Raw genomic sequence first — 14,201 nt, 5'->3', positions numbered from 1 at the left:
GTCCCCACGTCATTACCCCGCTAATGTTGTTGAGACGCTTGGCCGAGAAGCGTCCATTCGTGCGAACGACATGTACTTGTTGTTTGTTCTTCGATCGCACAGCATCTAGTATGAGGCCTCAGGGTCCTGACCCTTATCCCTATCGAAGGTACCTGCTCTGAGTACTGCATTTAAGCTGACTATTGAGATGAGCGGCAATTAAGCCGTTTGAGGTACCGGTGTGGGAAATCCGGACTATTTCGAGGATCAATGTGATGTGCCGCTCCCCATCTTGACATCGGTCAAACGTCCATCACCCCAATAATCCTGTCATGATACATTCACACATAATCCGCTTTTGGATGTGCCCGGTATCCCTCAAGCCAAATTACCAATGAATATCAAAAAGGTCTTTAGTTAGACGGCTTTACCGTTGGTGTGTGGACCAGAATTCTTATGATTGAAGACGAGCAAATCCGCATTGAACTTATGGCCACACAATTCTGGCTGCGTGCTCTATTTATGCATGTGGCTACGGGAACGCCGCCGAGCTCTTTCTCCGTCCAGGAATATTTGACGGAGCTGAAGAATTCAGCGCCTCTGGATAATGGTGACGGCCTTTCTCCGGCAGATTGGGACACGGAGCATCTCCTGCACTATCCTTGCTATGAGCGGGTAGGCCTGCAGATAATCGAAACTCTGCAGAGTCTGGAGAAAAAACTCGCACCTTACGCCGTGCACGGAGGACGCTGAAAGATTGGAACAGGTGGAGTGCGTCATAGCAGGGGCCGGCGTCATCGGCTTGGCGATCGCGCGCGAACTCTCGCGGCGCGGAATCGAAACGCTTATCATCGAAGAGGCCGAAACAATCGGTACGGTTACGAGTTCCCGTAACTCCGAAGTGATTCACGCCGGGATATATTATCCGCAGGCAAGCTTGAAGGGCCGATTTTGCGTAGAAGGAAAGGATACCCTCTACGCCTTCGCCAAAAGCCATGGAGTTTCACATTCCAGGTGCGGTAAGTTGATTGTCGCAACCAATGAAAGCCAACACCAGACGCTGAGCGCCATCGTAGCGCGAGCGAAGGCATGCGGTGTTACAGATCTGCAGCATTTGTCGGAATTGGAGGTGCTGCAGCGGGAGCCGGAGCTCGCTTGCACGGCGGCGCTCTTTTCGCCATCCACCGGGATCATCGACAGTCACGGTTTGATGCTCGCGCTCCTCGGGGAGGCGCAGGATCATGGTGCAGCGATATCATTTCACACGAAAGTGGTGGCGGGTGAGGCGAATGGCGATGGGCTGCGGATCGAAACCTCCGAAGCCGGTACTGACCGCTCGTTCGATTTGAAAGCCTCAATCTTTATCAATGCCTGTGGCCTCCAGGCCCCGGTCGTTGCCTCGTCCATTGCAGGGCTGCCTGACCGGTTCATTCCCCGCACGCGCTTTGCCAAAGGCAATTATTTCTCCGCAACCGGCAAGACCCCATTCAAACATCTGATCTACCCGGTACCGGAAGAAGGGGGGCTTGGTGTTCATCTAACCCTTGATCTCGACGGGCGAATGCGGTTTGGTCCCGATGTCGAATGGATCGATGAGATCGAATATTCAGTCGATCCGAAGCGAGCGGACCGCTTCTACGACGAGATCAGGAAATATTGGCCGAAACTAGGGGATGGTTCGTTGCAGCCGGCCTATTGCGGCATCAGGCCAAAGCTGAGCATTGCTGGCGAAATCGCCACGGACTTTGTCATCCAAGGTCCCGCTACGCACGGCGTAAGAGGGCTTGTCAATCTTTTCGGGATCGAAAGTCCCGGCCTGACGTCCTGTCTCTCAATCGCAAAACATGTATCGAATATGGTCGGACGGGTCTGAAACTTGGCTGGGGAACCTGGATTCGAACCAGGACTAACGGAGTCAGAGTCCGTGGGTCTACCGTTAACCTATTCCCCAACAGCAACCCCCCTTAAGGGATGGCAATGGCCGGTGCGGGTCGTCATATAGTTGAATTCTGTCAGGATGCAAACCCCTGATCGCATGTTTTTAGCAATTGTTCTGGTTTTTTGCCGAATGAGAAATATGTCGCTTCCCTTCCTCCAGCGCCGTTTTCATGCTGTATCAAAGCAGCAGAACAATCTCCCTTGAGACGGCGAAGTTTTAGCAGCAAAAGGCAAGACCGGATTCAATTCTGCGGTGCTCGATCATCGCGATCATTTTTCGGCTACCTGTGACTAAAAAAAACTGTATTCCGGTAGGATAGCGCAGACGATAAATGAAATGATTCCTCGGTAAGGACTTTGAAAGAATTGCCCCAAGACCAATCAAGCGGAGTGGTTTCAGTCCTCCTTGCTACTTACAACGGCGCCTCATTTCTGAGCGAACAATTGGCTTCGATCGAAGGCCAGACCCACCCTGCTATCGATGTCTGGGTGTCGGACGACGGGTCAACCGACGGAACGCTTGATCTGCTCGCGACTTGGCGCGCGAAATGGTCGAAAGGCAAATTCATTGTGCTGAGCGGACCGCAGAAGGGCTATGCAGAGAATTTTCGCTCGCTAATCATCAATCCCGACATTATCTCTGACTATTATGCTTTCTCGGACCAGGACGACCTCTGGGAGCCAGAAAAAATTGCAACATCCATTGAGTGGATCGCGTGCAATTCGCAGTCAAAACCAGCGCTTTTTTGTTCACGAACGCTTGCCGTGACCGACGAAGGAAGCGTGATTGGGCCGTCACCTCTCTTCACGCGCACGCCTAGCTTCAGGAATGCTCTTGCTCAGAGCCTCGCCGGCGGCAACACGATGCTTTACAACCGGGCAGCCCACCAAATCCTTGCGGAAGCCTCGCGGCGATCTGATTTTGTCAGCCACGATTGGTGGGTGTACCTGATTATCTCGGGGGCAGGCGGCCTGGTGCACTATTCACCTGAAATGCTCGTTCACTACCGGCAGCACATCAACAATCAGATCGGCTCCAATCTTGGAATGCTGGCGCGAATAAGACGATTGCGGCTCCTCTTCAAAGGCCGTTTGGTGGAATGGACTGACGTCAATATGAGGGGACTTTCCAGGAACAGAGACCTCTTGACGCGCGAGGCACGCGAAGCATGCGACCTCTTCAACAGGGTCCGGAGCACAAGTCTGTTCAGCCGTATCTACTATCTCTTCCGGTCCGGCGTATACCGGCAGACCTCGTTTGGCCAATTGGGGCTATATATGGCGGCGCTGTTGCGCAAAATCTGACGAAAGGCGCCATTCGCCTTCCATCCCTCGATGACGACTACTGATGGTGGCCGAAATAGGCGTTCGCCACCGTCTCCGCATCCGCATCCATCCGGACTTTACCGTGTTCGAGCCAGACAATCCGGGTGCAGTTGTTTAAGAGCAAGTCTTTGGAATGGCTCGCAATAATGAGAATTTTGGTCTTGTTGACGAGGTCGTGCAGGCGCTCGTTCGCCTTGTGTTGAAAGCCTTCATCCCCGGTTGCCAGCCATTCATCCATGATAAGAATTTCAGGCTGGATTACAGTCGATATTGAGAATGCCAATCGCAGTTGCATGCCGGTGGAATAGGTCCGCACGGGCATGTCAAGGAAGCTCCCCAGTTCGGAGAAATCCTCAATCTCCGCCTGCCGCGCCGCTAGTTCTTTCTTCTTGAACCCAAGGAGGGCGCCGCGAATGCCGATGTTTTCGCGGCCAGTTGCTTCGGGATCAATTCCCAGCGAGATATTGATCAGGGATGTGCATTTTCCATTGATGCTAATGTTGCCACCGGAAGGGTAATAAACACCGCTCATGACCCGCAGAAGCGTCGTCTTTCCGGAGCCGTTATGGCCAACGAGACCAAGTCGCTCGCCTTCCTTGAGGCTCAGGCTGATATTTTCAAGACCACGTATGACGACATGCCCCTCGGAGTTCGAGCCAATGGTGCCGCCAGTTGCCAGGCTGATGACCTGGTTCTTCAGCGATCTGCTCTTCGCATTGTAGATCGGAAAATCCACAGTGACGTTTTCAAGATGCATGGAGGTCATGTCGGCCTGCGCAAAATTGTGTTGAGAAAGAATGTTCATAGCCAATAGGTGATGCGTGAACGATAGCGATTGAGGAACAAAAGGGCGATCATCCACCCGACAACAGCCATTCCGACGGTAACCAGCCAGTTTAGCTGCGTTGCAGTACCACCGAGCAGTGGCTCGCGGACAATGCTGATGAGGTGGTAGAAAGGATTGAGATCAAGCATCAGCCGCGATCTTGCGCCGCCGGGTAGATTATTGGCCATCCACATGATGGGGGTCACATACATGCCGACCTGCATGATATTCTGGACGATCTGCGTCAGATCGCGATAGCGCGTGCACAGCACTGCCAGCACCACCATGACCCAAAGGAGGTTGAGCGATACGAGCATGAAGCCTGGAATAACCAGCAATGCATTAAAGTTGACGAACTTGCCGAACATCAAAAGGACGATGGGAAAGATGACCATATTGTGGGCGAGAATGATCGTATTGCGCCACCAGGTTCGTAATATGTAGGTGAAGAACGGTATCGGGAGCTGCAACATCGTATCGCTGTTCGATATGAAACTGGTGCAACCGTCGTTGATGAGGCTAGAAAAATAGCCCCACATGATCAAACCGACGCAAATGAACGGCAAAAACTCCGACATTGGCGAATTGAAGATCGTTCCGAAGACCAAGCCCAATGCCCCGATGAGCACGCCCATATTGATCGTCAGCCAGAAGGCACCAATACTGGACCTGCGATATCGCTGCGCAACGTCCTGCCACCCAAGGAGTGCGGCCAATCGGAAATTTGTGACCGAACTGGAGATGTCCTCCCAGGCAGTAATCTTTTGTGCGGTCACGCTGGCCATGGTGTTGTTGTCTCTCTGTTCGGCGATAGTTTGCAGGCCCCGCGGTTAGCACATTAGAATTGGACTTAATAGTGACTGGCTGTCGCAATTCGCGCTTGTCTATGGAAGCCGGCCCGCATTGGCCCGGTCCGAATGATGGGCTGCCAGACCCGTGCCACACCAAGGCAGGTTGACAGCTGCGCCCAGCCAATTTCATGCCTTTATTGACAGATACTCGAGACAGGTAGCCCGCCACAAGGCATTCATCGACAGCAGAGGTTGTCCAATGCATGCGGATAGGCTAACGGTTCGACGATATTCCATGAATTAGGATTTTTGTGCAGATGAAGGGTATTATTCTAGCTGGTGGTAGCGGAACACGGCTTTATCCGCTGACGATCGCGGTATCAAAGCAGATATTGCCGATCTACGACAAGCCGATGATCTACTACCCGCTTAGCGTATTGATGCTGGCAGGCATCAAGGACATTCTGATCATATCCACCCCCCGTGATTTGCCGGTGTTCCGGGACCTGTTTGGTGATGGCAGCGAATTTGGATTGAACCTTTCTTTTGCGGAACAGCCGCAGCCGAATGGACTGGCAGAAGCCTTCATCATCGGGCGCGAGTTCATCGGGGATGATCCCGTCGCCATGGTTCTTGGCGATAACATCTATTACGGCGATGGATTGTCACGCCTGTGCAAAGAGGCTGCTGAGCGCAAGAAAGGCGCCTCCGTTTTTGCCTACCATGTAGAAGATCCCGAGCGCTACGGCGTGGTCGAATTCGACAGGGCAACGAAACGGGCGCTCTCGATTGAGGAAAAGCCACTGAAGCCGAAATCGAATTGGGCTGTCACGGGTCTGTATTTTTACGACAATGATGTGGTCGATATAGCTTCGAACATCAAACCGTCTGACCGAGGTGAACTCGAAATTACTGCCGTGAACAATATCTATCTTGAGCGCGGTGATCTCCACGTCCAGCGGCTTGGCCGGGGCTTTGCCTGGCTGGATACGGGAACACATGACAGCTTGCACGAAGCTTCTTCGTTCGTCAGAACAATAGAGCATAGGCAAGGCGTAATGATCGCCTGTCCAGAGGAAATAGCCTACCAGAACCATTGGATAACGGATGATCAGGTCCTCGAGCGCGCCTCACGCCTCGGTAAAACTGCCTATGCCGCCTACTTGCGGCGCCGAATTGTGGAGCTAGCTACAGATGCTTGAGGTCAGAAAGCTTGCTCTGGATGGGGTGCTGGAGATCGTGCCCAAGCGATTTGGGGATGACCGCGGTTTCTTTTCCGAAACCTACAACGCATCGAGCTTGTCCCAAGCAGGGCTTGATCTCGTCTTCATCCAGGACAATCACTCCTTGTCCGCGGCAAAAGGTGTTGTTCGCGGACTGCATTATCAGCTGCCGCCGAAGGCGCAGGACAAGCTTGTCCGGGTGATCCGAGGCTCAATTATCGATGTGGCCGTCGATATTCGCAAAGGGTCGCCGACGTTCGGAAAATGGGTCGCATTGGAGCTTTCTGCCCAAAAATGGAACCAGATTCTGGTGCCTAAGGGCTTTGCTCATGGTTTCATGACGCTCGAGGAGAATACCGAAGTTATCTATAAGGTAACGGACTATTACTCACCCGAGCACGACCGTTCGATCCGTTTTGACGATCCGCAAATTGGAATTGAATGGCCGATTGCCTCCGATCAAATTCAGCTGTCGGAAAAAGATCGCGCTGCACCAAGTCTGGCTAATGCGGAAACGTTCATTTTTTAAGATATGGAGTTATTGATGAGGATTCTCGTCACCGGCGGCGCTGGTTTCATCGGTTCGGCTGTCTGCCGCCAGCTCGCAGCAAATCCGCACAATCATGTGATCAACGTCGACAAGCTGACATATGCGGGCAACTTGACGTCACTTCGACAGATCGAAAACTATCCCAATTACCGGTTTGTTCAAGGCGATATCTGCGATGATGCGACGATGCTCGATCTCCTGCGCAGTGAGAAGATCGATGCCATCATGCATCTGGCTGCGGAAAGCCATGTCGATCGTTCAATCGATGGTCCGGCGGCTTTCATCGAAACAAACATTGTTGGAACATTTCGCTTGCTGAATGCCGCCCTGGCCTATTGGCGGGAACTGCCGCCCGAGGCCAAGAGCGTATTCCGTTTTCACCACATTTCGACAGATGAAGTGTTTGGAGATCTGCCGTTCGACAGTGGCATCTTCACCGAAGAAACCCCTTATGCACCCTCGTCGCCTTATTCGGCATCCAAGGCGGCATCGGACCATCTCGTGCGTGCCTGGCATGAAACCTATGGGCTTCCCGTGGTTCTTTCCAACTGCTCCAATAATTACGGACCCTTCCATTTCCCGGAAAAGCTGATCCCTTTGGTCATTCTGAATGCCCTCGACGGTAAGCCGCTGCCGGTTTATGGCGCGGGAACAAATGTGCGCGACTGGCTATATGTGGAAGATCATGCGCGTGCGCTCGAAGTCGTCGTGACCAAGGGAGCCGTTGGTCAGAACTACAATATTGGCGGGCACAATGAGAAGACGAACCTCAATGTTGTCGAGACAATATGCGATATTCTAGATCAGAAACGTCCTCGCAAGAATGGCGGGCGATACCGTGACCTGATTACCTTCGTATCTGATCGCCCGGGTCATGACCGCCGTTATGCGATCGACGCATCGAAGATCGAACGGGAGCTCGGCTGGAAGCCGGTAGAAACCTTCGAAACGGGACTTGCCAAGACCATCGATTGGTATCTTGCAAACGAATGGTGGTGGGAGCCAATCCGCAGCGGTCGTTATGCCGGCGAACGTCTTGGCGTTGAAGTCAAAGGGACCGTATGAGAATCGTCGTCACCGGCAGGGATGGCCAGGTCGTTCGCAGCTTGATCGAAAGAGCTGCGTTCCACCCGGAGATTGACATTGTTGCTTTGGGAAGGCCAGAGCTCGACTTGTCTGATGCATTGACAATTGATGGTGCCCTTTCAGCGGCCGCACCGGATTTGGTTGTTTCTGCTGCGGCGTACACCGCAGTCGACCAGGCCGAAGACGAGCCTGAACTGGCGCGGGCGGTCAATGCAATCGGGGCTGGAGCAGTCGCTCGGGCAGCTTCTCAACTCGGGGTTCCTGTAATACATCTTTCGACGGACTACGTTTTTTCCGGTGACGGCACCGAGCCCTATTTTGAATCAGATGCCACGGGCCCGCTTGGTGTCTACGGCCAGACCAAACTTGAAGGAGAGCACGCCGTTCAGGAAGCGAACTCCCAACATATCATTCTGCGAACCGCGTGGATCTACAGCCCTTTTGGCAAGAATTTTGTTAAAACGATGCTGCGGCTCGCGGAAAGCCGGGAGCAGATTACAGTCGTCGGCGATCAGTGGGGAAACCCGACATCAGCGCTCGATATCGCAGACGGGATCCTTCGTGTTGCGAGGCGTTTGCAAAGCGATACATCGTTTGCAGATTATGGGATTTACAATCTTGTGGGTTCGGGAACTGTCAATTGGAGCGGATTTGCCCGGCACATCTTCGCCGCGAGCCGGTCGAACAACGGCCCCTTTGCCAATGTCGTGGATATAACGACCGCTGATTACCCCACAAAAGCCAGGCGGCCGTTGAATTCGCGACTATCAACTGACAAATTTTTCGATGTCTTTGGTTGGCGAGCCCCGGATTGGCACATCTCAACGGAATCCACGGTTACTCGATTATTATCGGCACGTGCCAAGTGAGAAAGACGTAGTCGACGTCCCAACCGATAAGCGTGTTGATCTGAGTACCAAAATCGCTACGCAACGCTATAGTGATGGCTTGATCCAATCCCGGATCGTCGGTTTCCAGGCTTTGGATAATCATGAGTAGTTTGAAATTTGGCACGAGTGGTCTTCGCGGACTTGTCACCGAGTTGTCCGATACGGTGTGCGGGGCCTATACGCTGGCGTTTCTGAAAAACATGCAAGCGCGGCACGCAATACCGGACAAAGGTTTGATCCTTGTCGGTCACGACCTGCGGTCGAGCAGTCCGCGGATGGCTGCAGCCTGTATTGCGGCGATCCGGACTTTCGGCATGCACGTTGAGAATTGCGGTCCCTTACCGACACCTGCCCTGGCATATCGCGCGCTCAGTCTGAAAGTCCCGGCCATTATGGTGACCGGGAGCCATATCCCCGACGACCGTAACGGCCTCAAATTCTATCGCGCTGACGGCGAGATCGACAAAGTCGACGAAGCAGGTATCTTATCGGCTCTCGACGATGTTGCGTTGGCGCCGGCACCCGGCGATGAATCGCCCGTTGTCCAACAAGACGCTCTGCAAAATTATGCTGAACGGTGCAGTTTGATTCTGCAACCCAAGGCCCTGGATGGAAGGCGTATCGGCGTTTACCAACATAGCTCGGTGGCGCGCGATTTGCTCGTTGATATCCTGCAGAAAGCCGGAGCTGATACCATTGCGATCGGGCGCTCTGACGTGTTTGTGCCGGTTGATACGGAGGCGCTGCGTCCGGAAGATATCGCTTTTGCGCTGGCGGCAAGCAATGAGCATGGCCTTGATGCACTTGTCTCCACCGATGGGGATGCGGACCGGCCGCTGGTGGCGGACGAACAGGGCACGTTTGTGCGCGGCGATAGTGTCGGATTATTGACTGCGCATTTCCTTGGTGCGGATGCCGTAGTCACACCGGTGACGTCCAACACCGCCATTGAATTGTGTGGATTGTTCAAGAAGGTTTATCGGACCCGCGTGGGCTCGCCATATGTCATTGAAGGAATGGAACTGGCCGTCAAAGACGGCTATCGGAACGTCGTGGGTTTCGAAGCCAATGGCGGTGTGTTGCTTGGCTCAGCCGTGGCCGTCAACGGTCAAAGGCTGGGCGCTCTGCCGACACGCGACGCAATGCTGCCAATACTGAGTATCCTTGGTATGGCCGCGAAAAGCAGCTCGACGATTTCTGGGCTCCTCAAAGGGCTGCCGTCGCGGTTCACGAGCAGCGGCCGCATTGAACACGTACCGGCTACGTCGAGCGGTGCATTTCTACAATCTCTGCTCGATACCGAGCGGAGGCAACGCTACTTTGCCGACGTCGGAACCATTGAAGCAAGCGATGCGATCGATGGTGTCAGGGTCGTTCTGGCAGGCGGGGAAGTGATCCACTATCGCGCGTCCGGTAATGCGCCGGAATTGCGCTGTTACGCCGAGGCGGCGTCCGGCGTGCGAGCCGAAGAACTGCTTCAGTGGGGGTTGCGCCATGCAGCGAGCGAACTGGTTTACTGAAATCTAACGAAAATTGGCGCACCCGACAGGATTCGAACCTGTGACCTCTGCCTTCGGAGGGCAGCACTCTATCCAGCTGAGCTACGGGTGCTGATACAAGGCTCGGGCCTTACATGCGCGAAGCGTTTCTAACCGATGCGGCCCTTGGCTTCAATGGCGAATTTTGCTTTGTTGCAGATATCCTAAGGCAGAGGTCACAAGTTCGAATCCTGTCGGGTCCGCATGATGTGTGCCGTGGCCGTGGCGAGCCTAAGATCGATCTGCTTAAGAAATAGATGCAAGGAGCTACCAGCTCTCGTGCGCCAACGGCTGAGCATTTAGCTCTGCACGAATTGTTCGCCAATTTGGCATCGCCGAATCCAGAAGTTCTACAAAACGTTCAGAATGATCCCGCTCGAAAAAGTGCGTGAGCTCGTGGGCAACTACATATTCCAGGCATTTTAGAGGTTTCTTGATAAGTTCAAGGTTCAGCCAGATACGACGCGCTTCGATATTACAGGTGCCCCCATTTCACCGCGCAGTGCATCGCAACTCGCCCAAAGAGACGAGTAAATTTCAGATTTCTTAACCGCCAATGCTATTCCCCCGGAAATCAGACACGAAAGTGCGCGTTGCCTGTTTTAGAGGTGCATTTGCCTTATAGGCAAGTGGGGCAGGGGGGAAGAAACATCGTTTCCCCTGAGCTTACACTGAAATCTTCGAAGCAGAAGCACGTAAATCGCTATTGAGCTGAATGTGGCTATTAAGTGCCCCCCTGATGGCTAAAACCAGCTCCCCTCTAGCACGGTGGTCAATCAACAAACTATCCCTGAGCGTCTTAGGCAATTCCAACTGCACTCCCCCTCCAGTGGCGCAACGATTGCAGATATTGGCCTGATCCACGGCGGGGAATTTATGTCCACCAATTTGCGTTTTGAAGTTGGCCTCATTCAAGCAGGTTGCCAGAATTTTCACCAGCTGCTGATCAAGACCACCTAAATATATCGTTTCCATGTCGCCCTTATCCCTGCGGCCATGGATCGCGATTGCTGTCTGGCAATTTTGTACGACCTCAAGTGCTCTCGGTTCATCAAAATTCGTGGAAGTAATATGCAGAGTGCCGTTCGCGTTTCTCATGGTCCCTTCAAAGAGATAGAGGCAACAAAGGTCTGACGCGACTTCGCGAGCTATCTCCGATGTGCAAGACTCGATTTTCCCACCATGAGGAGCGATGGCAATGAAATCGGTGCTACGGCCCTCGCTCAGAACGGTTATTTTGTAATCAGTCCCTTCTTTTCTCGCTTCCTTTAGAGCTGCATAGTTGGGATAAAGGTCTTGGCTCATGAATACGCTCCTTTCTTCTACAAGGTCTTGCGGGAACTGCTATCGACAGACAGGGATTGTCGTATACCGTGATAGGCGCCGTTCTGAACTACGCTAACATGATCACAAGTGGCGTCGATAGTAGGATGACAGTGCTGCAAGAATTCGAGAATGAACTTGTGCGCGCATGGGGTTTCTTCCCCCCATCAATTTGAAATGCCAAAGGCACGAGGCAACGCTACTTCATGGGTAAACCTGGCGAACAACAAAAAGGTTTGGAGCTGCACTTCATTATCTGACGCTGCTTTGCAGTATTGCTGGGACATCGTAACAGTGCAACGTGGTAAGCCGACCTCGGAAGACCTCCGCTATCAGCTGAAGCAAGCACTCTCTCGAGGGAACAACCGCGATCTGGAGGACGTGTGCCTCAAGACATTTGATTGGGGTTGATGCGCCGTGCCTCCGAAATTGTCCAGCGCGTGACAGATCAGTTGAACGTTACATCCCAAGATTTTGAACGAGCGCTGTTCATGGTTGGCTATAATGTTTCGGCGTCTTTGGTAGCACCATATGATGCACGAGCTGATCGGAGGTCAGGTTGAACCTTGCCAACATAGCATTATTGGGAGTTGATGTTGGTTATTCGCTCAGACGCCCTACGACCGGACTTGCTTGGAGCGATAGGGAGAAATTCGGATCAGCTAAAACCCACACCAATTGGGATCGACGTCGACAACATATCCCAGTGGTCGCCGGGTTTTCAATGATCGTGATCGATGGTCCGCTTGCTCCATTGGGCTCACCTGATATGCTTGAGCGAAACTGCGAACGGCTTTTCACCAGGGGAGCTTTCCAGAAGCGCTGCAAGCCCGGCTACAGTCATATCCGTGGCAATGGTCAGGATCTACGACGCGCTGCAGCCGGGACTGCGCAACAACTACTTCATCTCGCGCATCCAATGGCGGACAATCGGACAATTTACCCTGGGTTGGCAATTGTCGAGGCCTTCCCCAATGCCTTTCTCGGCGTATTGCTCGATGATCAGCATTACCTGACGGCGAAGGCGCCAAAGCGCAAGAAATTCGACTGGCTCTACGACCGCGCCAAAGCAGCCGGCATGTTCGACCAAGTTATGATAGCAATTAATTGGCACAATCCCGACCTATTGCATGCAATCGCGGTCGAACGAGACCACGAAAAGCGTGCGGCATACATTTGTTTGCTGACCGCCGCGTGCGCCGCATCGGGAAAGTCCGAAGTAGTAGGGGACGAGCAAGGCGGCTGGTTCTGGTTGCCACCGGTTGAGTTATGGGCAGCATGGGCGTGCGATGCGCTGGCACAAAACCGAGCGGTGCTCGGGGTGGACGCAATGATCGGTTGTGGTCGTAGCTGCACACCGGTTAGACGACGCGTTCTGGCCTGCTGCCGGTTTCATAGACACTGAGTTAAGGTGTTCTGCATGAAACCGGAGAATATGAATGCAAAGACGAAAGTCCAGCCGCGAGTACAAGCTTGAAGCGGTGAAGCTGGTGAACGAGCAGCATTGCAACCAATCTCACCCGATATGAGGGCGTATTGGTCGGCGCCGAGTTAAAGCTCGTGCGTCGAAAAACACCGGAGAAACCTTTCTGCCTTCGATACCTATTTACTTGCCATGAAGGCGAAGCATCAGGTGACGAAAGAAAGCCTCGAAAAGGCTGAAGCACTATTTAAAAAAGCCCTTGAACTCGATCCGAACATGGCCAGGGCCTATGTGGGAGTCGTGTATACCTACAGCTATATGATGATCTTGGGATCGCGTCTTCTCCGGATGAAACCTTGGCTAAACAAATGGCGGCTGCTCAAAAGGCGGTCGAGCTCGATCCATCTGACGGCCAAACGCATTTAGTGCTCGGCATGGCCGAAGCTTTCCACGCTAAGCCGGAGCAGGCACTGGCAGAGTTTGAGAAAGCGCAATCGCTTGCTCCGAACAATGCAGATATTCTTCTTCTAATCTCATGGTCCATTCCCATGCTTGGTCAAGCTCAGAAAGCAGTTGAGCTTGCTGATCGCGCAGTATTACTGAACCATGGTTATCCGGATTGGTATAATCAGGCCCTTCGGTGTGCCTATTTCTTTGGCAAGCAGTTCGAGCAATCTGTCAAATATGCCAAGCTTGTTAAAGAACCCTTCGCCTTGGATTATGCATACCAGGCGATGTCGTTGGCCTACCTCGGCAAACCGGAGGAAGCAGCGAAGGCGGCGGACGAGGTGCGCAGACTCGATCCGCAGTGGATAGCAGAACAATATCTCAGCGATACCGGCGGTGCATCGGACGCTGAGGCGGAGCTTTTCGTTGAGGGGGCTCGAAAGGCTGGACTCGCTGCTTGTGTGAAAACTGAAGCCCTCAGCAAGATGCCGGCGCTTATACATGTAAAATCTTGTGACAACGAGCGGTTGAAGTCAGCCGCCGGCTAACAGCCACGACTGCCAAGCATTTTCGATTGACCATGGGTCGTCAACACCAAGGCATCCTGCGCCCAACCCATGGTCGCGCATGGCGCTGTTGAATGAGTATTGTTCCAACATCACGACCGCGTATTGATACGAGTGCTAGCGTTCGACCATATTTGTCGATGGTTCGGCCCGTCTTCGGGTCGCCGCGGGCAACTTCCAAGCTTTCGCCGTCCATGAGAGCCTTGAGGACTCAGCATCTGTGTTGTTCTGGTAATTTGCGCCGAGGAGCACGGCGATCACACTGCCGATCCAACCTTGTGCAGCAGAACCACCG

At 53.3% G+C, this 14,201-nt stretch carries 14 protein-coding genes and 2 tRNA genes; 10 read left to right on the top strand and 6 right to left on the bottom strand.

The annotated features are described in order from the left end of the window. The first annotated feature begins 435 nt into the window (after window positions 1-435). Both AAAC48_RS20310 and AAAC48_RS20305 read left to right on the top strand, forming a co-directional pair. Window positions 436-732, top strand: coding sequence for a hypothetical protein (locus AAAC48_RS20310; protein WP_340655919.1), 297 nt, complete (start codon window positions 436-438; stop codon window positions 730-732). Window positions 733-736: 4 nt separating this feature from the next. Continuing rightward, complete coding sequence (locus AAAC48_RS20305) at window positions 737-1,852, top strand: NAD(P)/FAD-dependent oxidoreductase (protein ID WP_340655918.1); 1,116 nt, start codon at window positions 737-739, stop codon at window positions 1,850-1,852. Between the two features lie 4 nt (window positions 1,853-1,856). Here the strand turns inward: AAAC48_RS20305 and AAAC48_RS20300 are convergent. Further along, window positions 1,857-1,930 (bottom strand) — tRNA-Gln (locus AAAC48_RS20300). A gap of 377 nt (window positions 1,931-2,307) precedes the next feature. Between AAAC48_RS20300 and AAAC48_RS20295 the strand changes: the two genes are divergently transcribed. Continuing rightward, a complete protein-coding gene (locus tag AAAC48_RS20295) occupies window positions 2,308-3,222 on the top strand; it encodes a glycosyltransferase family 2 protein (protein ID WP_340655917.1) in 915 nt (304 codons plus the stop codon). Window positions 3,223-3,259: 37 nt separating this feature from the next. Here AAAC48_RS20295 and AAAC48_RS20290 read toward each other — a convergent pair whose 3' ends face one another. Together AAAC48_RS20290 and AAAC48_RS20285 are read right to left on the bottom strand one after the other, a co-directional pair. After that, window positions 3,260-4,009 (bottom strand): ABC transporter ATP-binding protein, encoded by a 750-nt coding sequence (locus AAAC48_RS20290; RefSeq protein ID WP_340655916.1) that lies wholly within the window; start codon window positions 4,007-4,009, stop codon window positions 3,260-3,262. A 35-nt stretch (window positions 4,010-4,044) separates the two neighbouring features. Next, entirely contained in the window at window positions 4,045-4,854 is an 810-nt protein-coding gene (locus AAAC48_RS20285; RefSeq protein WP_340655915.1) for an ABC transporter permease, read from the bottom strand. Window positions 4,855-5,177: 323 nt separating this feature from the next. Between AAAC48_RS20285 and rfbA the strand changes: the two genes are divergently transcribed. The 5 genes from rfbA to AAAC48_RS20260 all read left to right on the top strand — a co-directional run bounded on the left by rfbA (window position 5,178) and on the right by AAAC48_RS20260 (window position 10,129). After that, complete coding sequence (gene rfbA / locus AAAC48_RS20280) at window positions 5,178-6,062, top strand: glucose-1-phosphate thymidylyltransferase RfbA (RefSeq protein WP_340655914.1); 885 nt, start codon at window positions 5,178-5,180, stop codon at window positions 6,060-6,062. Further along, the gene (rfbC, locus tag AAAC48_RS20275; protein WP_340655913.1) at window positions 6,055-6,612 is read left to right on the top strand and encodes a dTDP-4-dehydrorhamnose 3,5-epimerase; all 558 of its coding nucleotides are present in this window, start codon (window positions 6,055-6,057) and stop codon (window positions 6,610-6,612) included. Before rfbA ends, rfbC begins: the two co-directional genes overlap by 8 nt. Before the next feature lie 15 nt (window positions 6,613-6,627). Then, window positions 6,628-7,698, top strand: coding sequence for a dTDP-glucose 4,6-dehydratase (gene rfbB, locus AAAC48_RS20270; RefSeq protein WP_340655912.1), 1,071 nt, complete (start codon window positions 6,628-6,630; stop codon window positions 7,696-7,698). Then, window positions 7,695-8,588, top strand: a complete 894-nt coding sequence (gene rfbD, locus AAAC48_RS20265; protein ID WP_340655911.1) for a dTDP-4-dehydrorhamnose reductase — start codon at window positions 7,695-7,697, stop codon at window positions 8,586-8,588. Before rfbB ends, rfbD begins: the two co-directional genes overlap by 4 nt. 116 nt (window positions 8,589-8,704) lie before the next feature. Continuing rightward, window positions 8,705-10,129, top strand: coding sequence for a phosphomannomutase (locus tag AAAC48_RS20260; protein WP_340655921.1), 1,425 nt, complete (start codon window positions 8,705-8,707; stop codon window positions 10,127-10,129). Window positions 10,130-10,143: 14 nt separating this feature from the next. Here AAAC48_RS20260 and AAAC48_RS20255 read toward each other — a convergent pair. The 3 genes from AAAC48_RS20255 to AAAC48_RS20245 form a co-directional block, all read right to left on the bottom strand. After that, a tRNA-Arg gene (locus AAAC48_RS20255) sits at window positions 10,144-10,220 on the bottom strand. A 194-nt stretch (window positions 10,221-10,414) separates the two neighbouring features. After that, window positions 10,415-10,621 (bottom strand): M48 family metallopeptidase, encoded by a 207-nt coding sequence (locus tag AAAC48_RS20250; RefSeq protein ID WP_340655920.1) that lies wholly within the window; start codon window positions 10,619-10,621, stop codon window positions 10,415-10,417. 192 nt (window positions 10,622-10,813) lie between these two features. Beyond that, window positions 10,814-11,452, bottom strand: a complete 639-nt coding sequence (locus AAAC48_RS20245) for a poly-gamma-glutamate hydrolase family protein (protein WP_340655910.1) — start codon at window positions 11,450-11,452, stop codon at window positions 10,814-10,816. A gap of 577 nt (window positions 11,453-12,029) precedes the next feature. On the opposite strand from AAAC48_RS20245, the gene AAAC48_RS20240 reads away from it, so the two are divergent. Next, window positions 12,030-12,875, top strand: coding sequence for a DUF429 domain-containing protein (locus AAAC48_RS20240; protein ID WP_340655909.1), 846 nt, complete (start codon window positions 12,030-12,032; stop codon window positions 12,873-12,875). A gap of 374 nt (window positions 12,876-13,249) precedes the next feature. Beyond that, window positions 13,250-13,888, top strand: a complete 639-nt coding sequence (locus AAAC48_RS20235; protein ID WP_340655908.1) for a hypothetical protein — start codon at window positions 13,250-13,252, stop codon at window positions 13,886-13,888. Window positions 13,889-14,201 lie beyond the last annotated feature (313 nt).

The organism is Phyllobacterium sp., assembly GCF_037994405.1.
In the GTDB taxonomy this organism is placed as follows: domain Bacteria; phylum Pseudomonadota; class Alphaproteobacteria; order Rhizobiales; family Rhizobiaceae; genus Phyllobacterium.
Note: the sequence above shows the minus strand (reverse complement) of the source record. Positions and strands in the feature narration are given on the sequence as shown.